Genomic DNA, 23110 nt, shown 5'->3' with positions numbered 1-23110 from the left:
ATTTCTGGCATGATAGATAATCAGGCAAGCTTGGTACTTTCAAATGCTTTGGCTTAACAGATAACTATTAAACATAATTTGATGTAGTAATGATTACTTACGGTTTATACCTCATTTCAATTCTAGCGCTTAAGCAGACTATTTACCGCACCTAAAGCCATATGGCTTATAGAGTATCATTTATAGACAGCCTAAGTATTTACTTAGTGAATGGTCTTTCCTTGTTTATTTTATTATTTGATAGTAGGATGAGATTTTGCTTTTAGAATATCTTGTCTTACTATTATTATCAGTTAATAGCTAGCCAATCGATATTATATCAACTATCCATGCCAGCGCAAAAAGTAACGCTTAGCGCCCTAGCATTGGCTTTGCACTGCACTAAGTAGTAGCAATATAGATAATAGCAATCCGGGATTAACACACTTCACGAACAGATAAGGATAACAATATGAGCCAGTCTTCTAACGCCAATCGTATTCAAAAGGGCATTCTTGCCATCGATAAGCAGATGTTCGATTTTATTGAAAACGAAGTGCTGCCGAAAGTCGGTGTTGATTCAGACAGCTATTGGTCAGGTTTTGAAAAGGTTATTAAAGAATTTACGCCGCGTAATAAAGAGCTGCTCGCGACCCGCGCCAAAATTCAGAAGCAAATTGACCAGTGGCATCTCGACAATCCTGCCAAAAATGGCGATATTGATTACCCAGCTTATAAAGCGTTTTTACAAGAAATCGGCTACTTATTACCAGAAGGTGATGATTTCAAAGTCAGCACCCAAAACGTCGATGACGAGATTGCCCATATCGCAGGCCCGCAGTTGGTGGTACCAGTCCGTAACGCCCGCTATGCATTGAACGCAACTAACGCGCGTTGGGGTAGCTTGTACGACGCCTTGTACGGCACAGATGTCATCAGCGATGAAAACGGACAAGAAGCCAAAGGTGGCTATAACCCAACGCGTGGCGCCGCGGTCGTCGCCTATGCCAAAAAATTCTTAGATGAGAACTTTGCATTGGCATCAGGCTCATATACTGATGCTACTGGCTTTAAAGTTGTCGATGGCAAGCTTGAAGTTGTGCAAGGCGATAGCAGCACTGAATTAAAAGATGCCGCTCAGTTTGCAGGTTTTGTCGGCGAGGCTGAAAACCCAACTGGTATTTTGTTAAAAAACAACAACCTACACGCTGAAATCCAAATCGATGGCAGCCATCCAGTGGGTAAAGACGATCCAGCTAACATCAAAGACGTACTATTAGAGTCTGCTATCACGGCGATTCAAGATTGCGAAGACTCAATCGCGGCGGTAGATGCCGAAGAAAAAGTAGAAGTGTATCGTAACTGGTTTGGTTTGATGAATGGCGACTTGCAAGAAACCTTTGAAAAAGGCGGCAAAACTCGTACGCGTAAACAAAACCCAGACCGCGAATACACCACGCCAGATGGCGGCGCACTTATCCTACCAGGTCGCTCGCTACTCTTAATTCGTAACGTTGGTCACTTGATGCAAAACCCGGCTATCCTGGTCGATTTGGGTAACGGCCAAGAAGAGATTTTTGAAGGCTTAATGGATGGTTTGATTACTCCGCTATTGTCTTTAAATGATTTAAAAGGTAAAAACGAGCTATCAAACTCGCGCAAGGGCTCGATGTATATCGTTAAGCCAAAAATGCACAGCCCTGATGAAGTCAAAATGGCGAACGATTTGTTTAACGCCGCTGAAGACTTATTAGGCTTAGAGCGTAATACCATTAAAATCGGTGTGATGGATGAAGAGCGCCGCATGACGGTTAACCTCAAAGAAGCCATTCGCCAAGCAAAAGAGCGCGTGATCTTTATCAATACCGGCTTTTTAGACCGTACGGGTGATGAGATGCACACCAGTATGAACGCTGGACCCTTCGTCCGTAAAGGCGATATGAAATCGCAAGCATGGCAACCCGCTTATGAGCAGTGGAACGTCGATATTGGTTTAGAAACCGGTCTACAAGGCCACGCTCAAATTGGTAAAGGCATGTGGGCGAAGCCTGACGAGATGAAAGAGATGATGGAAAGCAAAATAACCCATCCACAAGCAGGCGCTAGCACAGCTTGGGTACCATCACCAACGGGCGCTACTTTGCACAGCATGCATTACCATGAAGTTAATGTTGCCGATGTACAAGACAGCCTAAAATCCCGTGAGCGTGCCAGCTTAGATGATATCTTGACCATTCCATTAGCCAAAGATAGCAACTGGACAGAAGAAGAGAAGCAGCAAGAGCTTGATAATAACGCTCAAGGTATCTTAGGTTATGTTGTGCGCTGGGTAAACCAAGGCGTTGGCTGCTCTAAAGTACCAGATATCAATGATGTAGGTCTCATGGAAGACCGTGCAACCTTACGTATTTCAAGTCAACATATCGCTAACTGGTTGCATCACGGCGTGGTAAGCGAAGAGCAAGTCATGGATACCATGAAGCGTATGGCAAAAGTCGTCGATGAGCAAAATGCGGGCGATAATGGCTATCAGCCAATGGCCAATAACTTCGATAATTCTTACGCCTTTAAAGCTGCCTGCGATTTGGTCTTTAAAGGTCGTGAGCAGCCAAGTGGTTACACTGAGCCATTATTGCATCAAGCGCGTTTAGACTTAAAAGCCAATACGCATTGCTAGTTCGTCATTTTTAAACGTTATTTTGGGACTACTTACCCATAGTTAAGTAGTCCTTTAATAGCTAGCATGTGCATGCTTATTTAAAGCGATGTATATTTCTACGTTGATTACTTATAAAAATTTACCCCTATTTGCCAATGGCGAATAGGGGTGTTTTTTTTGTTTTTATCTAAATAATCGTTAAACCTTAGGTTAAGCATGGGTTTAAGAATTTTTCGTCATAAAAGTCTCAAAAAATATGTTGCAAATTATGTCAAAGTTGTTATGCTTGTAATCGAAGTATGAGTTTGGTAACGGATGTTACGCAACAGAGCGATAAAGACCAGCATTTACATGGCAGTTACGATTCTAATCCCAGTTATGTAAGTCATGGTTTTTTTCATCTTACGGTAATAGCACTTCGCCACACTTGTTTCTGACTAATCTCGGTAGCCAGTTACACATTATATCTTTGAGGATTTGTGACGATACCATATTGGGCACCGGCTAATAATAGCTCGCTCATTACTAAAATTGTAAAGTGGAGATACCCCATGAAAAAACTACTTTTAGCTACAGCAATCGCTGCCCTATCTGTATCTGCAGCCAATGCCGCGCCAACTCTATATGGTAAAGCTTTTTTAGCTGCTGATTATGTTAATGCTGAGTTTGACGCCAATAACTATGATGAAGATACCATAGAAATCAACTCTCATGCTTCACGTATTGGTATCAAAGGCTCTGAAGCCATGACTGCTAATACTGATGTTATCTATCAGTTAGAGTACGGCACAAGCGTTGATGGTGATAAAGATGGTTTCACTAACCGTGACACCTATCTTGGTGTTGTCAACAAACAGTTTGGTGAATTCCGTGTTGGTAAAAACCAATCTACGTTAGACAGAATTAACAACGTTATCACTGCTGACAGCGGCTACTGGGATAACTTAGGTAATAATAAATTTGAAAATAACGTTGTTGAAGCGTTAAATATGGCTGATAGCAGACGTGTTAATAGTTCAATCATTTGGACTGCACCAAAATACGATAGTCTACCATTAGAAATCTCTGCAATGTACAACTCTGATGATCAGAATAACAATGATAATTCTGGCTTTGGCGTTGCAGCTATGTTTGATCAAGGCACAGGCTTCACCGCTGGTGTTGCTTATGATAAAGATACCAACATCGTTGGTGATATCATCCGCGGTACTGCAACTGTAGATCTAGGTAAATTCATGGCAGCTCCTGTCACTCTAGGTGCGCTATATCAAGTAGCTGATTATGATTATAGCAATCGTGATGATGATATGAAGAAAGAGAAAGGTTTAATCATTAGTGCAGCAATGCCTTTGACTAACTTTGCTCGTCCAGCTTCTATCTATGCACAGTACAACAAAACTGACAACTTAAACGGTTGGAATAACGCTGATTCAGACCAGATCGTAGTTGGTGGTAAATACTTCTTTAAAGACAACATGATCATGCATGCTTACGCTGGTGTGAACAACGCTGACAATGTTAGATCTGTGAATATCGACGGTGATGATAACGTAACTTCTTATGGTCCTTATGGCGATGCGGAAGTATTCGTAGTAGGTACTGGTCTAGAATACAAATTCTAATCTAAGCATTAGAATCTGACTTTAAAAAACTCATCCTTCGGGGTGAGTTTTTTTGTTGTGGCCTTTTTAAGGCGGCAGTGGCGTATAATAGTCACGCTTATGATAAATATGCACTGATGCGGGCGAAGCGCTAAAAACGGAGTGTTTTAAAGAGTTTGTGCTTTTGCTCTATATTTTGTGGCGTATTTTTAGTAAAATCCTTCTTTACCAATTACCGACAGAGTACTATGACCAAGTTTATATTTGTGACCGGTGGGGTAGTGTCCTCACTAGGAAAAGGTATTACCGCAGCCTCTCTTGCCGCAGTCCTTGAAGCACGTGGCGTGAGCGTGACGATGACTAAAATGGATCCGTATATCAACGTCGATCCTGGGACGATGAGTCCATTTCAACATGGCGAAGTGTTCGTCACCGAAGACGGCGCCGAGACCGATTTGGATTTGGGCTACTATGAGCGCTTTTTACGCCATTCAAAGATGAGTAAGAGCAACAACTTTACCAGTGGCCGTATCTATCAAAACGTGTTGAATAAAGAGCGCCGCGGTGAATATTTGGGCGGTACGGTACAGGTGATTCCGCATATCACTGACGAAATCAAAAGTAAAATTCTTGCCAGTGGCCAAGGCTACGACATCGCCATTATCGAAATTGGCGGTACGGTCGGTGATATCGAGTCACTTCCCTTTATGGAAGCGGTACGTCAAATGCAAGTAGAGTTAGGTCGCAATCGCGCCATGCTGATGCATTTAACGCTGGTGCCTTATATTGCTAGTGCAGGTGAAACCAAAACCAAGCCTACCCAGCATTCGGTAAAAGAGCTACGTTCTATCGGTTTGCAGCCAGATATCTTGATCTGCCGCTCTGACCACCATATTTCACAAGACAATCGCCGCAAGATTGCACTATTTACCAACGTCGAAGAGCGTGCGGTTATCATGTGTGAAGATGCGCAAAGTATTTATCAAATACCGCGCACCCTGCATGAGCAAGATCTTGATGATTTAATCTGTGAGCGCTTTGGTCTTGATGTACCAGAAGCGGATTTAAGCGATTGGGATAAAGTCGTCGAAGCTCAGCTCAACCCTGAAGCGGCAGTGACGGTTGCGATGGTAGGTAAGTATGTTGAATTGCCAGATGCTTATAAGTCTATCAACGAAGCTTTGCTACACGCTGGTATCACTCATAAAGCCGACGTCAAAATCGACTATATCGACGCTGAGCTGTTAGAAACCGATGATGCTTTATTTGCTCGTCTTAACGATGCCGATGCTATTTTAGTACCGGGCGGTTTTGGTGAGCGCGGTACCAATGGTAAAATGAAAGCCATTACTTACGCGCGCGAAAATAACGTACCTTATCTTGGTATCTGCCTTGGTATGCAGCTGGCGGTGATTGAATATGCACGTAATGTGCTACATATCGATGCCAATTCCTCTGAGTTCCATCGTACCGCGGCCGAGCCTATCATCGGTTTGATTACCGAGTGGTTGGATGAGCGCGGCGAATTGCAGATTCGTAGCGATGATTCAGACCTTGGTGGCACCATGCGTTTAGGCGCGCAGCAAGCGGAACTGGTGGCGGGTAGTAAGCTTGCGCAAATTTACGGTTCAACCAATATCACTGAGCGTCATCGCCATCGTTATGAGATGAACAATCGTTATATCGAACCATTAGAGCAAGCAGGTATGACGATATCGGGTTATTCTGCTAAGCAGCATTTGGTTGAGTCGGTTGAGATTCCTAACCATCCTTGGTTTATCGCCGTACAGTTCCATCCTGAATTTACCAGCTCGCCACGCGGTGGTCATCCACTGTTTAACAGCTTTGTTAAAGCAGCAAGAAACTATAGCGATAATAAATAAGCATTATCGTACGACAGCTTGGTAACTATAAAAAAGACTGATCTTCGGATTGGTCTTTTTTTTGGCTTGAATTCAGACTTTTCTAATGACATTTTTTATAGATACAGCTTTTATATCAGGTAGTTAAAATTATCAATTACGCTTGGATACTTTTTTTCATTGAGCTATCGGTTACAATAGGAAAAGTCAGATGAATAAACGCTGTTGATAACGACAGTAAATAACAATAATGAGGGTCAGCACTTCATGGAACATTTATTAACCGCGCAATCACACATCAAGCTCAATACGCCAAATGGCAAGACGATTAATATCGGTAACGACCAGCCATTTGTACTATTCGGCGGTATGAATGTCTTAGAATCTAAAGAATTGGCGTTTGAGATTGCCGAGCAGTATGTCGAAATATGCGAGCGTTTGGGCATCGGCTATGTCTTTAAAGCCAGCTTTGATAAAGCCAACCGTTCAAGCTTACATTCTTATCGCGGGCCGGGTTTAGAGCAAGGTATCGATTGGCTAGGGCAAATTAAAGAAAAGTTCCAAGTGCCGATTATCACTGATGTACACGAACCGTATCAAGCAGCGCCAGTCGCTGAAGTGGCCGATATTATCCAGCTACCAGCGTTTTTATCGCGTCAGACTGACTTGGTGCATGCGATGGCAAAAACCGATGCGATTATTAATATCAAAAAGGCGCAGTTCTTAGCACCGCACGAGATGCGTCATATCGTCAATAAATGCCTTGAAGGCGGTAACGATAAGCTGATTTTGTGTGAGCGCGGCAGTGCCTTTGGTTACAACAATCTGGTCGTCGATATGCTAGGTTTTGATACCATGAAGCAGATGGATGTCCCCGTGTTTTTTGATGTGACGCACAGTTTGCAGCAGCCGGGAGCGCGTAGTGACAGTGCTGGTGGTCGTCGTGAACAAATTACCAACCTTGCTCGTGCAGGTATGGCGACAGGTTTGGCAGGTTTGTTTTTAGAGGCGCATCCAAACCCAGAAGTGGCGAAATGCGATGGCCCGTGTGCGTTGCGAACCAGTCAATTAGAGCCGTTTTTGCGTCAGCTTAAGCAGATTGATGAGTTGGTCAAAGGCTTTGAGGTATTGGATACGCATTAATGCTATAAATGCTATAAACGACGAGAGGATAAGATCATGGCGATTAAAGTTGCACAAGTAAGTATCGAGAATATCGATGATACCGAAGGGTTTGAGAGCGTGATGACGGCGCTAAAAAACATTACTGGTGTCACAGAAATTGAGCTACAGCCTGAAAACAGAATGGCATTTATCCATTATGATGATACCAAAACGACGGTGCATGCATTTGTTGCGGCAATCAGCATGGTTGATTACGTGACTCAGCCGTTTCCTATCGATGCCCCGCAAAACCCGCGTTACCATGATTAGAGATTACAGCTTACTCTTGTTTTAGAAATAGGAAGTGTGGCTTGTCGTTTTGGTATAAATTCATGGCTTTATTAATACAGTGATAACCAAACTTACTTGTTGTTAGCAGTAATACGTCTTATGCTAGTTGCATGCTGTATTGATAATTAAGCGCATAAAGAGCATTATCAAAACAGTTTTTGCACATTATAAAAAATTCACTAATAAAAAATCCGTTATAAGAATAAGGAGCCCCTCATGGCAAACCAAACTAGAATTATTAATATTGATGGCATGACTTGTGGTGGTTGTGTGGCAAGTGTTCATACCGCGACTGACGGCATAGACGGCGTAGAGACAATCTCTGTTGATTTGGCTGATAATTTAGCGACCGTGACCTTTGATGACAGTAAGACCAGTGCAGAAGCTATTGCATCGGCTATTGAAGAAGCGGGCTTTGATGCCACCGTCGCTAACTCTTAAGATTATTTATATTTATAAAAGAACCGGCTCCTGATGGCTGGTTTTTTTAATGGCTAAAAAATAATGAGGCAGCAATAACTAACGTCTTTTCATTTATACGCAATAGCTCTTGATGAGTTGCAAGCATAGAAAAAGTTGAATTACCGCCAATCATAACCATTTAGTATTTATCCCAGTAAGTTTAGAAAAGGGCGCTTCAAATACGCTTTCGTCTAACACCTTTATCAAGCTATTGAGCTTTTTTTCGCGCAAACGAATGCCTAAATATCTAAACGCTATCATGCGTTTTAACGCAATAACGAGTTCTCTCTATGAATGACGCTACCCGTACCGCTAACAATGACCCTTATGAAGTTGAGACTGATATCCAGTCAAATACGCCGCTTGCGCCCAAGCGTGCGCACCTGCAACTGGCGATTGAGGGGATGACATGTCAGGCTTGTGCGTCTCGCATCGAAAAAGTCCTTAATAAGAAGCCGGCGGTCTATGAAGTCAATGTCAACTTCGCTGGTGAGACGGCTAACGTCGATTATGATCCAGCGCAAACCACGCCTGAGCAAGTGACAGAATGGGTCAATAAAACTGGTTTTGTGGCCAATTTGCAGGCCGCTGATAGTTTGTTTGCTAAGTCGGATGAAGATACCGCAACTGAATATCCATGGCGCTTGATTGCGCTGTGGGTTTGTTTGCTACCGTTCTTGGTTGGTATGGCAGGCATGCTGGTTGGGCAAGGCATGGCGTGGATGCCGCCTGTTTGGATTCAGTTTATCTTAGCGACCATTGTGCAGTTTGGCTTAGCATTGCCTTTTTATAAAAGCGCTTGGGCCTCTATCAAAGGTGGTCTTGCCAATATGGACGTATTGGTGGTCATTGGCACGGTAACCATTTGGGCGTATTCTACTTATTTATGGCTGACCTATGGCGATGGCACGTTAAGTAGCTTATTGCAAAGTGGTCATGCAGGCGGACACGGACCAGCTGTTTATTTTGAAGCAGGGGTGATGGTTATTGCCTTTGTGCGTACGGGTAAATACCTTGAAGAGCGTACCAAAAAGCACAGTTTAAACAGTATTGATTTATTATTATCTTTAACGCCTGATGAGGTTGAGCAGCAACAGCCAAATGGCGATTTTCATAATGTCGCGCTACAAGCGGTGCAAGTAGGCGATATCCTGCGTGCCAAACAAGGCAGCCGCGTGGCAACCGATGGTGTCGTTATCGGCGGTGCTGGCTGGTGCGTTGAGAGTCATTTAACTGGCGAGTCCGTACCGCTTAAAAAAGAAGCGGGTGATGTACTGCTAGCAGGGGCGTTGGTCGAAAATGGCAGCTTACTCTATCGCGTCAGTGCAAAGGGTAGCGATACCAAGCTCGGTGATATGGTACAAGCGCTGAGCGATGCACAAGGCTCAAAAGCCAATTTAGCGCGCCTTGCTGACAGAGTGACGGCTATTTTTGTCCCTGTGGTAGTAACGATTGCCTTGGTTACTTTTGGGCTGACGTGGTGGCTCACGGGTATGGTTGATACTGCCTTGATGCATGCGGTGTCGGTGTTGGTTATTGCTTGTCCATGTGCGCTTGGTTTGGCAACGCCAGCGGCTATTATGGCCGGTATGGGCGTCGCCGCGCGTCATGGCGTTTGGTTCAAAGACGCGCAAAGCTTAGAGGCGGCAGGTAATATCGATACCGTAGTGCTCGATAAAACCGGTACACTGACTATTGGTAAGCCTACCATCGTCGATCAGGTCATGGTGGATAAATCGCTTGCCGTCGATGATGTGCTGCAAATTGCCGCAAGTGTTGAGGCGCACGCCAGCCATCCTTTAGCGACGGCGTTGATTAACGCGGCTCAAGAGCGTAACTTGCCATTGATGACTGTCACCGATATCAGTGTCATCAAAGGTGCGGGCATACAAGCAAATATCGAAGGCTTAGGTATGGTAAAAGTTGGTACGGCAGAGTTTGCTCATTTAACCCTGCCAAAACTGATGCCAAAAGTATGGCAAATTGCCAGTACTGTCGCCATTAGTATCAACGATGAGCCGCTAGGCGCGTTTGCCTTAGCTGATGATTTAAAAGACGACACGCCGCAGGCAATTACTGCGCTACAAGATGCGGGTATCAATGTCATTTTGATGAGTGGTGATAAGCAATCGGTCGTTGACCATGTGGCAGGGCAGCTGTGTATTGAGCAAGCGTACGGTAAAATGAGCCCGCGTGATAAGGCGAGCCAAATTGCCCTGTTACAAACAGCGGGTCACAAAGTGGCGATGGCAGGCGACGGCGTCAATGATGCGCCAGCGATGGCAACCGCCGATGCCAGCTTTGCGATGTTTGAGGGTACGGATGTTGCTCAGCATAGTGCCTCTGCGCGCTTGATGGGTGAGTCGCTCATGCATATTGATGCGGCGCAAAAAATTGCCAATGCAACGGTGCGCAATATCAAGCAAAATCTATTCTTTGCCTTTATCTATAATTGCCTCGGTATTCCTTTGGCCGCTTTTGGTTTCTTAAACCCTATGATTGCTGCCGCAGCGATGGCGCTCAGCTCTATTTCGGTATTGATGAATGCGCTACGTCTGACGCGATTCAAAACCGAGGTTGAGCTAAATAACACTGTCTCTAATACTCATACTGACAGTAAGCATTTAACAAAAGCATAAATGCCAAACTGCCTGTTATATCGCCGCTGTTATTAGGGATTAAAACCCCTCTTTAATGGCTGATATTACAGGCGATATTTAATTTTATGGGCGCAAGTTGGGGTAAGATAAGGGAAGTTTTACAAAATTTATGCTATGATGCCAAGCACGATAGCTGACACTTAAAGTATTAGATAAACCTTTAATAATACATAAAACCAGCCAATGATATGAATAGATGCTGCTGGTTTTGCTATAAGTGCTATACGATATTTTGTTTTACCTTTTTTGTATTGTAGTTGCCGTTATTTATCCCTCAAACTTGGCATGACCATAGGAATTAACAGACATTATGTACGCTGAAGAAACCACCAACGTCGCCGCAATTATAGACATTCGCGCTCGTGAGATTTTAGACTCGCGCGGTAACCCAACGATTGAAGCTGATGTCATCTTAGCTGACGGCACGATTGGCCGTGCTGCTGCCCCAAGTGGCGCCTCAACGGGCTCACGTGAAGCGCTTGAGCTACGTGATGGCGACCAAAGTCGCTATATGGGTAAAGGCGTCAAAAAAGCCGTTGCCAATGTCAATAGCCAAATTCGTAGCGCGCTGATGGACAAAGACGTCACCGAACAGCAAGCGATTGATGACGCTATGATTGCGCTCGATGGTACAGAAAATAAAGACAACCTTGGCGCTAATGCCATGTTGGCGGTGTCTTTAGCATCAGCAAAAGCAGCTGCTAAGTCGCAAAGCCTGCCATTGCATCAGTATATTGCAAACTTGCGCAATCAGACATCATTAACCATGCCAGTACCGATGATGAACATCTTGAACGGTGGCGAGCACGCAGACAATACCGTTGATATCCAAGAGTTTATGATTGAGCCGGTTGGTTTTACCAGCTTTTCAGAAGCGCTGCGTGCGGGGACAGAGATTTTCCATAGCTTAAAATCAGTATTAAAATCACAGGGCCTAAATACCGCGGTCGGTGATGAAGGCGGCTTTGCCCCAAACCTACGTAGCAACGAAGAAGCCATCACCGTGATCATGCAAGCGATTGAACAAGTCGGTTATAAAGCAGGCGATGATATCCATTTGGCTCTAGACTGTGCTGCCAGTGAGTTTTATAAAGATGGTCAATATATTTTGGCAGGCGAGGGTAATAAATCCTTTGATAGCCAAGGTTTTTCAGATTACCTCGTAGGCTTGACGCGTCAATATCCTATTATCTCTATCGAAGACGGTCTTGATGAGTCGGATTGGGATGGCTGGAAATACCTAACTGAGCAGATTGGTGATAAAGTCCAGTTGGTTGGCGATGATTTGTTTGTGACCAACCCTGCTATTTTGCAAGAAGGCATTGATAAACACATTGCCAATGCGATTTTGATTAAGTTTAACCAAATCGGCACCTTGTCAGAAACCCTAGATGCGATTTATCTAGCGAAGAAAAATGGCTATGCAACGATTATCTCGCATCGTTCAGGTGAAACTGAAGACAGCACTATTGCAGATTTAGCAGTTGGTACAGCAGCGGGTCAAATCAAAACTGGCTCACTATGCCGCTCAGACCGTGTCGCGAAATACAACCAGCTACTACGTATCGAGCAACAAGTACGTGCAAGCTACCGTGGCCGTGAAGAGTTTATCGGTCTACGTGGCTAATCAGCTGAGTAGCTGAAAAGTTAGGCTTAAAGCTAAGCGCTATATTGTCATTCACAGGATGATATAGCGCCTAATTTAATCAGATTTTTGTTTTAATTATTATCTCTTTATTACTTGGCGTTAATACTTTATGAAATACTTTAGCCAATTTATCTTACTTGCTTTAGCGGTCGCTGTACTGTTAGGGCTGCAATACCAGTATTGGCTGGGTGAAAACGGTCAATTTGAGCATCATAAATTATTGACCCAGATTGAAGAACAACAGCGTTTAAATGACAATCAAGTAGCGGCAAATAACTTGCTGCGTACGGACGTTCATGATCTAAAAACCGGCCTTGAAGCGGTAGAGGAACACGCGCGTTTAGATTTAGGCTTGATTAAGCCAAATGAAACCTTTGTACAAGTATCAACAGCGCCGACAACCCATAGCCGTTATTGATTCTATCTACTCCAAAATAAACGATTACCTATAATTTTTTCTGCTTATATTTAAAGTACGATTTTTTTTAACTTCCTTTTTATCCAATCCAGTCATATCATCATGGAATCTGACCATGAGTATCAATCAAAACCACCTTATGAATACCACACCACATATACATGCCATGATTGTCGCTGCGGGTCGCGGTAGTCGTTTTGGTGCATCAATCGCCAAACAATATACCAAGCTACAAGGGCAGACCTTGTTACAACATAGCGTGGCACGGCTTGCGAGCAGTCGTTATATTGATCAGTGTTTATTGGTGATTGCAAAAGATGATCATACGGCGCAGACGCTTAATTTTGCATTGCCTATTGAATATACGAGCGGTGGAGCAGAGCGTTGGCAATCCGTGCAAGCAGGGGTAGAGGCGCTTATTAGGGCAGGTGCGCATGACTCAGACTTGGTGCTTATCCATGATGCCGCGCGTCCAGCGGTGCCTCAACAAGATATTGATAAAGTGATTAAAGCCGCGCTGCAAGAGCCGTATGGCGCTATCTTAGCGACCCCAGTTGCCGATACCCTAAAACAATCCTATACAGCGTCCTATAAGCACGCTAGCGCTGTCTCCGAAGCTATTAATAGCGCTAAAGGTAAACAGCATTCTTATGTTGAACGTACGCTTGAGCGTAGTAATATGTGGCAAGCGCAAACGCCGCAAGTCTTTCGCTTAGCTAAGCTGCGGGAAGTGTTGGCGTATGTTGAAGAGCATGCCCTTGCTATCACCGATGAAGCAAGCGCGTTTGAGTACTTAGCGCTGCCAATTCGTTTGGTCGTTGGCAATCGGCAGAACATTAAACTTACCTATCCTGACGACGCCATCCTGCTTACCGCGATTCTTAACGCCCAGTCCCAATTGTCTTAAAAGATTTTCACCACCGTCACTATTTGCATTTCTCATTCTTTTCCCTGCTAAGTATTTCACTATAAATTTTCTATTCTCAAGTTCTAAATTGAGATGACTCTTCTCATAGCATCCATTTTTCATCTTTATTTTTCTAAGATTTTAGACCGACTGTTGAATAAAAAAGCATTTATTTATGCTATATGTTGAATATAAATCTTATTAAAGCAACGTTTAGTATTAATAAGTAGTCATTTGAAATAAACATATATTGCTTTGATGACGAAATTAGCCTATGATGTAACCAACTTAATACAATTAATATAAACATTTATAAATCAATAATATAACAAGCCAATTTGTTACTTCTAAATGCCTTGTTGCTCTTTTTTTTCTAAAATGAGTATGGTTGTCTTAGCTACATTTACCTGATAATAGGGAGAAGCTGATTGTCAACAGTGAATGATTCGACAAATCCAGTAACGCCAGATCTCTGCCAGCTTGTATATCTGAGCCACATTACGTCGACTGGTCTTGCAAGTGCGAGTACGCTTAATGACATCGCAGAGGTCGCGATTGAGCGTAATCAAGCCGATAACATTACCGGTATCCTTTGCTACGGCAATGGCTACTTTTTTCAATGTGTAGAAGGGTCAGAGCAAGCATTGACCAATCTGAAAAATCGCTTGTTGGTCGATGATCGACATAAAGATTTAAAAATATTGGATTTTTCGGCGATTGCTGAGCGCCGTTTTGCGGGTTGGTCGCTACGCTCGATCACTCTTGAGCGCTGGATGATGAATGAGCCAAAGCTAAAATCTTTTATGCCATTTAAGCCCCATACTTGGGAAGTTAATGGCTGGCAGCAATTTTTAGATATTCTGCAAGGTTATTATGAAGACCAAGAAAAGACTGGTGAGCTTGATACCCAGCCGATAAAATACAGTACGCTAGGGGTGACCTTAGGTAAAGTCGTCGGTCAGCATCAAGCGTTTTTCTTAATTCAAAGCGTCTTAGCGGGCTTAATCGTATTGGCGCTGCTTTGGTTGATGTTAGCCGATAAGATTTGGTAAATTGTTGTAAATAATTAGCGCATAGATATTTAAAAAGCCAGCATTCAGTGCTGGCTTTTTGCTGCGAGAAAATAATATAAATCACGTTCGATTTATTTATGAGTATTTATAAATATTGATGAAAGACAGATAGGTTTTCGTGAAAAACAAATAGGCATAAAAAAACCCCACTCATATTTCTATGAGCAGGGTTTTGCTGGTACGCTTATTAGTCTTATTGATGCCGTACAGCAAATTTGCTAATAAGTGACGCCAAATAGTGGCGTCCCCAGGGGGATTCGAACCCCCGTTACCGCCGTGAAAGGGCGGTGTCCTAGGCCTCTAGACGATGGGGACTAGTAACAACGCTTCAGCTGCTTTCACCATTTATGCTGAAGTGGTGCGTATTTTAATGGCGACCGCGCTTGCTGTCAAGCCTTTTTCGACGTCTTTTTGAAATTAAGTATCTTTTTTTAAGCGCGCGCCGTGGATGTAGGTCTTTTCGTTTTAAATGATGCCGAATCCACAACGACGTACAAGCGCTAATGGTTAACGCCAGTAGCATGTAACCGATAATGGTTGCCCATAATTTAACCTGTGGTTCCATAGCAAAGTCCCTTTTTGTTAAGCTCACCTAATCCATAATAGGTGATTAGCTATAGATAACACTATTCATTGAGTTTAACAATGCAAAGGGCGTATGCTTTATTTTACTTGGCGTCGTCAGCGTTACTATCGACAGTGCTGTTAGCGGCTGTCTCGGTATTTTCCTGCTCGTTATGGATAGCGTTCGCGAGCATCGGGTAGCTATTTAAAATATGACAAAACAGTTCAGCCGTCTTTTGGGTATCATAGAGCGCTGAATGCGCGTCATTACCATCAAAATCAAGCCCAGCAGCCTTACAAGCACGCGCGAGTACCGTTTGTCCAAATGCCAATGCAGACAGCGTCACGGTATCGAAAACTGAGAAGTTGTGAAACGGATTATGGTTTTTGCTGTTGGTACGCAACACTGCCGCATTTAAAAACGCTAAGTCAAAATGGGCATTATGGCCAATCAAAACGCATTGACGGCAGTCTTCAGCGCGGCGTACTTCTTTTAAGCCTTTAAAAATACGGCGCAGCGCCGTTTTTTCATCTTCGGCAATGGCTTTACGCAGTGGATTATTAGGATCGATACCGGTAAAGGCAAGCGCGCTTGGCTCAAGATTTGCGCCCTCAAAAGGCTCGATATGGGCGTTAAATGCCTCTCCTGGATAAAACACGCCTTGCTCATCAAGTAGTACAGGAATACAAGCAATCTCTAATAAGGCGTCGGTTTGCGCATTAAAGCCTGCGGTTTCGACATCGACGACAACAGGCAAAAACTTACGAAAACGCTCTTTTAAGCGCATGGGTGCTTGTTCATCTGTTGCGCCGTTACTATCGGCAGTAGCGCTTGAGCTTGAGGTAGTAGTAAGACAGGCATTTTCCGTATTAGCCAAATTGTTTCTAGGTAAGCCGGCATCATTTTGAGTGGTCATATCAGATTAAATCGCTTTTATCAGTCGTGCTGTGGTATTGAATTAAATAAAAAACACATATCCCATGATAGGAGGTTTACTTTTGCTAAGCGAATTGGCGTTTTAGAAAAAGTGCAGACCTAGCATAGGATAGAAATAAATGCAGGCAGACAATTTTACATTGTCGCTATTAAGCTTTAATAGACCAAGGTAACGTCTCACCAGCCAATAGGGGCGTTAACGACGCGCCATCAAAATAAGGGTAATTGGTCGGTACTTGCATCGGCGTGTTTATCAATTTGATGGTGCTGCCATTTAATGGCAAACCATAGAACTGGGCGCCAAAGCGGCTGGCAAATCCTTCTAGTTTATCGATTTTACCTACGCTATCAAAAGCAGTGGCGTATAGCGGCAAGGCATTAGCAGCGCTATAGCAGCCGGCACAGCCGCAAGCCGATTCTTTTGCGTTTGTTGCATGCGGCGCCGAATCTGTGCCTAAAAAGAATTTTGGATTGCCACTGGTGGCGACATCCAACAATACTTTTTGATGGCTTTCTCGCTTCAAAATAGGCAGGCAGTAAAAGTGCGGCTTGATACCACCGACCAATAAATGATTGCGATTAAACATTAAGTGCTGCGGCGTAATGGTCGCAGCTACTTGATTGCCTTGCTCTAAAACAAAATCGGCGGCATCACTGGTGGTGATATGCTCTAGCACAATTTTCATCGTCGGAAATTTGACGATGATTTGCGCCAATACTTCGTCTAAAAAGCGCTTTTCACGGTCAAAGATATCGACATGGTCATGCGTGACTTCACCATGTAACAGTAGTGGTAGATTGTATTTTTCTAAGGCTTCAAAAACATCGACGCAGGCATTAATATCGGTGACACCGTCGGCAGAGTTGGTCGTTGCGCCAGCAGGGTAGAGTTTGACCGCTTGCACGATACCTGATTTTGCCGCCATTTCGATATCCTGAGCGGTGGTGTTATCAGTAAGATACAAGGTCATGCGTGGGTCAAAAGCTGCTTTACGCTCCGCACTCAAATCGCTTGCTGCTAAATGCTGCAGGATGCGCTCACGGTAGGCTTGCGCCGCATCGATATTTTTAACAGGCGGTACCAAGTTTGGCATACAGATAACGCGGTTAAAGCTTTGGGCGGCGTGCGGAACGGTAGTCGCCAACGCTTTATCATCGCGCAAATGAATATGCCAATCATCTGGCTGCAGCAGGGTTAATTCTCTAATCGAATCGGTCATAGTATCTTCGCGCTCTATATCTTTATACGGCAGTAAAAGGGAGTCTAGCTGAGCTGCTATCATAACAGATTTGCCTACTTGACTAAATATGCGGCGAAATATCTGTACATAAAAGCGTTATGATTTCGTTGATAAGTAACCAGCGCCTATGTATGCATTCATGCTAATTTTCGGTGAAAACCTAGCACCGAATGGCGCTGATACTTTTGCCGCTCGTAAATATGATGTACACTGAGCAGGCAATCTATTTTTTATTTATTTCATCCTATCCTGCGCATTTTTATTTCTCATTAAATGTATTCGATAATAAATTCTTATATTAGGAGTTATTCATGGCTCAGCTTGATCCAAAAAATATTAATAAAATCGTCTTGGCCTATTCCGGCGGTCTTGACACCTCAATCATCGCCAGATGGCTACAAGAAACCTATGATGCAGAAGTGATTACCTTCACCGCTGACATCGGTCAAGGTGAAGAAGTTGAGCCGGCGCGTGCCAAAGCTGAAGCGATGGGTATCAAGCATATCCATATCGAAGACTTACGTGAAGAGTTTGCCCGCGATTATGTGTTCCCGATGTTCCGCGCCAATGCCATTTACGAAGGCGAGTATCTGCTCGGGACTTCTATCGCGCGTCCTTTGATTGCCAAGCGTTTGGTTGAAATTGCTAAAGAGCATAACGCTGATGCTATCAGTCATGGTGCGACTGGTAAAGGTAATGACCAAGTACGTTTTGAGCTTGGTGCCGTTGCTTTATCACCTGACGTGGTCACCATTGCGCCGTGGCGTGAGTGGGATTTATCAAGCCGTGAAAGCTTGATGAAATATGCCGAAGAACATAATATCGCTATCGATTATGCCGGCAATAAGAAAAAATCTCCGTACTCAATGGATGCCAACTTACTGCATATCTCTTATGAAGGCGGCATCTTAGAAGACCCATACGCCGAAGCAGAAGACGATATGTGGCGCTGGTCAGTCAGTCCAGAAGAAGCACCTGACGAAGCGCAATATCTAGAATTAGAATACAAACAAGGTGATATCGTTGCCATCGATGGCGAAGCGCTTAAGCCTTATGAAGTAATGATTAAGCTGAATGAGATTGGCGGTAAGCACGGTATTGGCCGTTTGGATATCGTCGAAAACCGTTATGTCGGTATGAAATCACGCGGCTGCTATGAAACCCCAGCCGGTACCATTATGTTAAAAGCCCACCGCGGTATCGAATCATTAACCCTTGACCGTGAAGCGGCGCATTTAAAAGATGAGCTGATGCCACGTTACGCTAAAATTATCTATAACGGCTATTGGTTTAGCCCTGAGCGTATGATGTTACAAGCCTTGATTGACAAATCACAAGAATATGTCAACGGTACCGTACGCGTCAAATTATACAAAGGTGCGGTTAGCGTCGTCGGCCGTAAGTCAGATGATTCATTGTTTGATGAAAAAATCGCCACTTTTGAAGATGATGCCGGTGCTTATGATCAAAAAGATGCCGAAGGTTTCATCCGTTTAAATGGTCTACGTTTGGCGATTGAAGCCAGCCGTGGTCGTGATTTATCGAAGTAAGCATATCTTTTTAGATTGTTCTAAATAAAGTATGAATAAAAAAAGGCGCTAATAAGTTAGCGCCTTTTTTTTGTTTTTTCAAGGGTTGTTCGACTATTTTCGTCTACTTCAAAATTTATCTATGAATTATTCTTATTGAGCCGCTTCTTTGGTTTCTTTAGCACCATCTTCATCGTCTTCCATCATAACAATTGCCACATCTTGCTGTTGACGCTCCTTGATAAGATCTTGCTCGATGACTTCTTCTGTGGCCAATTTGATACCGTCAGATTTTTGGCTTTGATATTTGAGCGCTGCTAGCCCGCCAAGTACGCCAATAACCGCAATAATGATTAGGATAACCGGATTTTTCCAAAGCGGTATAGGCGCGTCGTATTCAATCGGCTTTTCGCTGGTGGTGGTCGGCGTATTGTCGTTATTGCCGCCAATTAGACCTAAGCTTACCAAAGGCGGTTTGGGTGCGCTGGCAGGCTCCGAGGTGATGCGTAGGCGGTTACGCTGCAAATATATTTCTGAAATTTTCGCCAGTTGCAACAGCCAACGCTGGTGTGGCAAGCTTATGGCCGACATTTCGGCAAACACCAATAAGTCATTATGTTTGCCTTGCTGAGCATTCGCAGGTGAGCGCCCAATGACCTTTAAATAATTGCCCGTCGCTAGCTGCATGTCTTGGACAGGCTCATGGTTTTCAGGTTTAAATGTCGTCAACTCGTGCCAATAAGGATCAAAAGCGGGCGGGGTATCAGCGAGCTGCGCTGTGCTTAACAAAGTGCGTTCTGTGGTATTTTTTACTTCTGTCTTTAAGTCAGGTTGTAAACCAGATTCTGTAGAAGTGGTTGTTGCTTCATTTTCATTAGATTCAGCCAGTTTGGCAGACGTTGGCTTATTGGCCACAAACCGCTCGACGGATAAAAACTGCGGCTGCAAGGCGAACCATTTGTCCAGCTCCTCATTATCAAGCTGGCTATATTCTGCTAAAATCGCCAGTTCACGTAAGACAATCACGCATAAAGAGGTGAGTAGTATTTGCACTTGCGGTGATGTTGCGTCAATCTGCGCAGCAATGTAATCGCTGGCTTTAATCACGCGCGCATTCTCATGAAAAATCGCATCGGCCACCTCTTGGCGATAATATAAAGTCGCATTGATGGTCGAAAAATTCATTGAATTATATCGGCGTAGTTCTTTGACGGCGGTACGAGTAAACAGTTTTTTGCTTACGGCTTGCCCATCATTATGCTGCTGATAAGCAAGTAAGGCGCTGATAATCGCTTGCAAACTCGCATCCATCGCCAAGCGCGCTTGCGTTAATGACAGCTTAGCCGCGTCTGCTAATAATGACACCATCGGCTTGGTATCTTGATAGAGAAAATCATACATCGACACACGTGTCGGTGAAATAGTCGTCATAATCTGCTAGCATCAAAAAGTGTGCTCCTATATTACGGTGCCAAAAGCCTTGATACAATCCCTTAATAATAGAAAAACGCAAACATTTCGCTCACCATTTATTCTCAACGCAGTCGATAATAACCACTGTAGATTTATGAAAGCCGGAAAACCTTATGACAAATAATGAAAGCTTTACCGAAGAGTTTAACGAAAAATCTGATGTGCGACTGGTTATTAACATTGCTCAGCAAACGTTAACGCTATATAAATACGATAAAGAAATGACACACTATACGGTATCTACGGCTAAAAACGGTATTGGCAGCCAGCAAGATAGCGGCTGTACACCCCTTGGTAAGCACATTATCGCGGCAAAAATTGGCGGCAGTGAACCCATGAACGCGGTATTTGTGGGACGCAAACCGACAGGCGAGGTCTATAGTGCAGAGCTTGGTAAACTGCATCCTGAACGCGATTGGATATTAAGCCGTATTTTATGGTTAAGCGGTCTTGAAGAGGGACTGAATAAAGGCAGCAATACTCACGGCGGCTGCGATACCTATCAGCGTTATATTTATATTCATGGCACACCAGACAGTGAACCAATGGGCGTACCGCTCTCGCACGGCTGTATACGGATGCGTAATGAGGATATTTTGGAGTTATATGAGCAAGTGACCGAGGGTGTAGCCGTGACCATTGTTGCTCATTAGTATTTACTTCAAAATATCGCGTTTAAAAAAAACAGCGTACTTAATAGTCGCTGTCTTTTTCTTGGATTATGTAAAAGTCGAATATAAATAACACGTGATGTTAAAAAACCAGTCTCAGTATTATTACCAAAACTTATCTGCAGATTTAAGCTTAGCTAAGTGCTTTTTGGTCTTTTTCTGTGCATCTATTAAAGAGGCGTTTAACCAGCCTGCGCCGTACAAGGCATTGGAGTCTGTGCTCGCTTTATATTGATAGCACTGCTGATAATAAGTGGTGTCAAGTTGTTGCCTAAGCGCTTGCTGTGCTTTTACGAGACGCTTTAGGAAGCGCTTACTTTTCTTTTTAGACTTTTTAGTGCTAAGCTTTTTATTTTTGAAATTTTCATTGTTGATTAGGGGTGCTGCAAATTCACTAACGTAGCGCAATTTTTCAAGCTGACGGTATAATTTAAGGTGAGCTTGTTTTTCGTCTTTGTTTTTGACTGGCAAATCTATATCCTGCGCCGGCAGACTTTGCGAATCCGTATTTTCTAAACTTGCACTATCTAAATCTGTGCTATCCGCGTTAGCATTCATAGCTTCATGAAGTTTTCTCTCAGCTTTCAGCAATTTTTTATAACGTTTGACCAATATTTTTCTAAGCTTATGAGCGGCGCGTTTATCTGCCTGTGGTTCAAGGTTGGGGTCACTCATGGTAAAGGCTATTAGCTCAAGCAAAGTCAATTGCAAATCATTGGCACGTACCGCATCGATAGGAGTGATTTTCGCCGCTTCAAGTTCTGCCAACCAATCAACGCTTGGTGCCTCATGCTTTTGTAGATAGGGTTCGATATGACTGGCAAGATAAGCAAACTTGCGATAATCAGCCAGTAAAGTAGCTGTTTGTTTAAGGATGATTGCCCAATCAGGATTGAGCTCATCAGAGAAGCCTTTAAATACCTTAAGCGCGGTACGTAGGCGCTGAATGCCGTTATGCAATTGTAAAACGTGCTCATCAGCAGTGCTGCCTGCGACGATGGCGCTACTATTGGGTAGTATTTGCAATAGGCAATTATGTACGACTGCCCGTATAAATGCCGGCCTGCTGCTGTCTTTATCGACAGTTAGATCGCTAAGATTGGCGCTAACCGCTCGGCTATGTTGTTGCCCCGTAATTAATAGGCCACCGCGCTCGGCTTTGGTCACTGTCGACAAGCAGAGTTTATGGCGCTGGCACCAGTTTTTGGCAGTCGTAAATAAAAAATCTACATCGCCTGATATCAGCTCAAACTCGATTTCTTGAATGCTATCGCGCTGAGTATCATCGCTACCGTGAATAATTGCTCCGCAGTCGTATGCCATTTCAATCTGATTGCTGCTGTCCTTATCACTATTATCTGTGAGCAATCGTGTTACACGCTTGACATCGGTGACATATAATCGGGTGAGCGTTTTAGCCAGTTTCGTTAGTTTAAACGCCGCTAGAGCAGGGGCGATGGGAGTGTCTTGATAAATGCTCAAATCAGGCATAAGGGTGTCTGTGTCCAACATAGCTTGGACTTGTTGGGTATCTAGTACCGCATTGTGCTCTAAACGCGCTGCAATACCGTCGCCACCCGCTTTGATGGTCTGCACCCACGCATCGCCTTCCTGACGAATACGTAAGCCAATACCCGCCTTAGCGAGATGCTGATCTGGAGTGTCATAATAATGCGCGGCCAGCTGCGTGAGCTGTGAGGATTTAATATTCGCTTGGCGCATCAAACCTTTTAAGCGTGATTCTGGTACTAGAAACTTCAGCTCTATCTCTTGCATGATGGCTCCCGATTATAGTTATGAATGGTTAGTAATACCTGTTAAATAATTACCATCGTATGAAAGCTATCGAACAATGACAAGTAAAAGTTTTACTTTGGCTAATTAGCGGATACTAGGGCGTGTACCCAGTTCAATCGATAGACATCTAAATGTGCTAAAAATGGCTATTTAATAACGCTGTCCTTTTAAGAC

The 23110-nt window shown here is 43.7% G+C and carries 17 protein-coding genes and 1 tRNA gene; 13 read left to right on the top strand and 5 right to left on the bottom strand.

Features of this window, described 5'->3' with window-relative positions; genetic code table 11:
- The first annotated feature begins 451 nt into the window (after positions 1–451).
- The 11 genes from RAH45_RS10220 (at position 452) to RAH45_RS10170 (ending at position 14703) form a co-directional block, all read left to right on the top strand.
- Positions 452–2656 carry a malate synthase G gene (locus RAH45_RS10220; RefSeq protein ID WP_193032183.1) on the top strand — a complete coding sequence of 735 codons (2205 nt, stop codon included), beginning with the start codon at positions 452–454 and terminating at the stop codon, positions 2654–2656.
- Positions 2657–3189: 533 nt separating this feature from the next.
- Positions 3190–4260, top strand: coding sequence for a porin (locus RAH45_RS10215; RefSeq protein ID WP_306495250.1), 1071 nt, complete (start codon positions 3190–3192; stop codon positions 4258–4260).
- Positions 4261–4487: 227 nt separating this feature from the next.
- On the top strand, positions 4488–6122 hold the full coding sequence (locus tag RAH45_RS10210; RefSeq protein ID WP_306495249.1) for a CTP synthase: 1635 nt from the start codon (positions 4488–4490) through the stop codon (positions 6120–6122).
- A gap of 246 nt (positions 6123–6368) precedes the next feature.
- Positions 6369–7244, top strand: a complete 876-nt coding sequence (kdsA, locus tag RAH45_RS10205) for a 3-deoxy-8-phosphooctulonate synthase (RefSeq protein ID WP_306495248.1) — start codon at positions 6369–6371, stop codon at positions 7242–7244.
- A 36-nt stretch (positions 7245–7280) separates the two neighbouring features.
- Positions 7281–7535, top strand: a complete 255-nt coding sequence (locus RAH45_RS10200) for a hypothetical protein (protein ID WP_068407125.1) — start codon at positions 7281–7283, stop codon at positions 7533–7535.
- A 237-nt stretch (positions 7536–7772) separates the two neighbouring features.
- A complete protein-coding gene (locus tag RAH45_RS10195; RefSeq protein WP_198328934.1) occupies positions 7773–7997 on the top strand; it encodes a heavy-metal-associated domain-containing protein in 225 nt (74 codons plus the stop codon).
- Positions 7998–8308: 311 nt separating this feature from the next.
- On the top strand, positions 8309–10657 hold the full coding sequence (locus RAH45_RS10190; protein WP_306495247.1) for a heavy metal translocating P-type ATPase: 2349 nt from the start codon (positions 8309–8311) through the stop codon (positions 10655–10657).
- 331 nt (positions 10658–10988) lie between these two features.
- Positions 10989–12305, top strand: a complete 1317-nt coding sequence (gene eno, locus RAH45_RS10185; protein ID WP_193032172.1) for a phosphopyruvate hydratase — start codon at positions 10989–10991, stop codon at positions 12303–12305.
- Positions 12306–12435: 130 nt separating this feature from the next.
- Positions 12436–12744, top strand: coding sequence for an FtsB family cell division protein (locus RAH45_RS10180; protein WP_068407112.1), 309 nt, complete (start codon positions 12436–12438; stop codon positions 12742–12744).
- A 115-nt stretch (positions 12745–12859) separates the two neighbouring features.
- A complete protein-coding gene (gene ispD, locus RAH45_RS10175; protein ID WP_306495246.1) occupies positions 12860–13651 on the top strand; it encodes a 2-C-methyl-D-erythritol 4-phosphate cytidylyltransferase in 792 nt (263 codons plus the stop codon).
- Between the two features lie 437 nt (positions 13652–14088).
- On the top strand, positions 14089–14703 hold the full coding sequence (locus RAH45_RS10170) for a BLUF domain-containing protein (RefSeq protein ID WP_227671156.1): 615 nt from the start codon (positions 14089–14091) through the stop codon (positions 14701–14703).
- Between the two features lie 260 nt (positions 14704–14963).
- Here RAH45_RS10170 and RAH45_RS10165 read toward each other — a convergent pair.
- From RAH45_RS10165 to pyrC, 3 genes are all read right to left on the bottom strand, one after another.
- Positions 14964–15039: transfer RNA gene (locus tag RAH45_RS10165), tRNA-Glu, on the bottom strand.
- 353 nt (positions 15040–15392) lie between these two features.
- The gene (gene rnt / locus RAH45_RS10160; protein WP_068407276.1) at positions 15393–16076 is read right to left on the bottom strand and encodes a ribonuclease T; all 684 of its coding nucleotides are present in this window, start codon (positions 16074–16076) and stop codon (positions 15393–15395) included.
- Positions 16077–16374: 298 nt separating this feature from the next.
- On the bottom strand, positions 16375–17445 hold the full coding sequence (gene pyrC, locus RAH45_RS10155) for a dihydroorotase (protein WP_193032168.1): 1071 nt from the start codon (positions 17443–17445) through the stop codon (positions 16375–16377).
- A 332-nt stretch (positions 17446–17777) separates the two neighbouring features.
- Between pyrC and RAH45_RS10150 the strand changes: the two genes are divergently transcribed.
- Positions 17778–19016 (top strand): argininosuccinate synthase, encoded by a 1239-nt coding sequence (locus RAH45_RS10150; protein WP_068407105.1) that lies wholly within the window; start codon positions 17778–17780, stop codon positions 19014–19016.
- Between the two features lie 132 nt (positions 19017–19148).
- Here the strand turns inward: RAH45_RS10150 and RAH45_RS10145 are convergent, their stop codons facing one another.
- Positions 19149–20426, bottom strand: coding sequence for a hypothetical protein (locus RAH45_RS10145; protein WP_306495245.1), 1278 nt, complete (start codon positions 20424–20426; stop codon positions 19149–19151).
- Positions 20427–20581: 155 nt separating this feature from the next.
- Here RAH45_RS10145 and RAH45_RS10140 point away from each other — a divergent pair, with 155 nt between their 5' ends.
- Positions 20582–21121: a L,D-transpeptidase gene (locus RAH45_RS10140; protein WP_238060282.1), complete on the top strand. Its 540-nt coding sequence runs from the start codon at positions 20582–20584 to the stop codon at positions 21119–21121.
- Positions 21122–21244: 123 nt separating this feature from the next.
- Here the strand turns inward: RAH45_RS10140 and RAH45_RS10135 are convergent, their stop codons facing one another.
- Positions 21245–22915, bottom strand: coding sequence for a CYTH and CHAD domain-containing protein (locus RAH45_RS10135; protein WP_306495244.1), 1671 nt, complete (start codon positions 22913–22915; stop codon positions 21245–21247).
- Between the last annotated feature and the right edge of the window lie 195 nt (positions 22916–23110).

Origin of the sequence: Psychrobacter sp. van23A (genome assembly GCF_030845275.1) — a bacterium.
Taxonomy (GTDB): Bacteria; Pseudomonadota; Gammaproteobacteria; order Pseudomonadales; family Moraxellaceae; genus Psychrobacter; species Psychrobacter faecalis.
The sequence above is the reverse complement of the archived record's forward strand: the minus strand, read 5'-3'. Positions and strand labels throughout refer to the sequence as shown.

What these genes read in the sequence shown, in the direction of transcription:
- RAH45_RS10220 (WP_193032183.1), top strand. Translation starts at nt 452, where the DNA reads ATGAGCCAGTCTTCTAACGCCAATCGTATTCAAAAGGGCATTCTTGCC.
- RAH45_RS10215 (WP_306495250.1), top strand. Translation starts at nt 3,190, where the DNA reads ATGAAAAAACTACTTTTAGCTACAGCAATCGCTGCCCTATCTGTATCT.
- RAH45_RS10210 (WP_306495249.1), top strand. Translation starts at nt 4,488, where the DNA reads ATGACCAAGTTTATATTTGTGACCGGTGGGGTAGTGTCCTCACTAGGA.
- kdsA (WP_306495248.1), top strand. Translation starts at nt 6,369, where the DNA reads ATGGAACATTTATTAACCGCGCAATCACACATCAAGCTCAATACGCCA.
- RAH45_RS10200 (WP_068407125.1), top strand. Translation starts at nt 7,281, where the DNA reads ATGGCGATTAAAGTTGCACAAGTAAGTATCGAGAATATCGATGATACC.
- RAH45_RS10195 (WP_198328934.1), top strand. Translation starts at nt 7,773, where the DNA reads ATGGCAAACCAAACTAGAATTATTAATATTGATGGCATGACTTGTGGT.
- RAH45_RS10190 (WP_306495247.1), top strand. Translation starts at nt 8,309, where the DNA reads ATGAATGACGCTACCCGTACCGCTAACAATGACCCTTATGAAGTTGAG.
- eno (WP_193032172.1), top strand. Translation starts at nt 10,989, where the DNA reads ATGTACGCTGAAGAAACCACCAACGTCGCCGCAATTATAGACATTCGC.
- RAH45_RS10180 (WP_068407112.1), top strand. Translation starts at nt 12,436, where the DNA reads ATGAAATACTTTAGCCAATTTATCTTACTTGCTTTAGCGGTCGCTGTA.
- ispD (WP_306495246.1), top strand. Translation starts at nt 12,860, where the DNA reads ATGAGTATCAATCAAAACCACCTTATGAATACCACACCACATATACAT.
- rnt (WP_068407276.1), bottom strand. Translation starts at nt 16,076, where the DNA reads ATGCGCTTAAAAGAGCGTTTTCGTAAGTTTTTGCCTGTTGTCGTCGAT.
- pyrC (WP_193032168.1), bottom strand. Translation starts at nt 17,445, where the DNA reads ATGACCGATTCGATTAGAGAATTAACCCTGCTGCAGCCAGATGATTGG.
- RAH45_RS10150 (WP_068407105.1), top strand. Translation starts at nt 17,778, where the DNA reads ATGGCTCAGCTTGATCCAAAAAATATTAATAAAATCGTCTTGGCCTAT.
- RAH45_RS10145 (WP_306495245.1), bottom strand. Translation starts at nt 20,426, where the DNA reads ATGACGACTATTTCACCGACACGTGTGTCGATGTATGATTTTCTCTAT.
- RAH45_RS10140 (WP_238060282.1), top strand. Translation starts at nt 20,582, where the DNA reads ATGACAAATAATGAAAGCTTTACCGAAGAGTTTAACGAAAAATCTGAT.
- RAH45_RS10135 (WP_306495244.1), bottom strand. Translation starts at nt 22,915, where the DNA reads ATGCAAGAGATAGAGCTGAAGTTTCTAGTACCAGAATCACGCTTAAAA.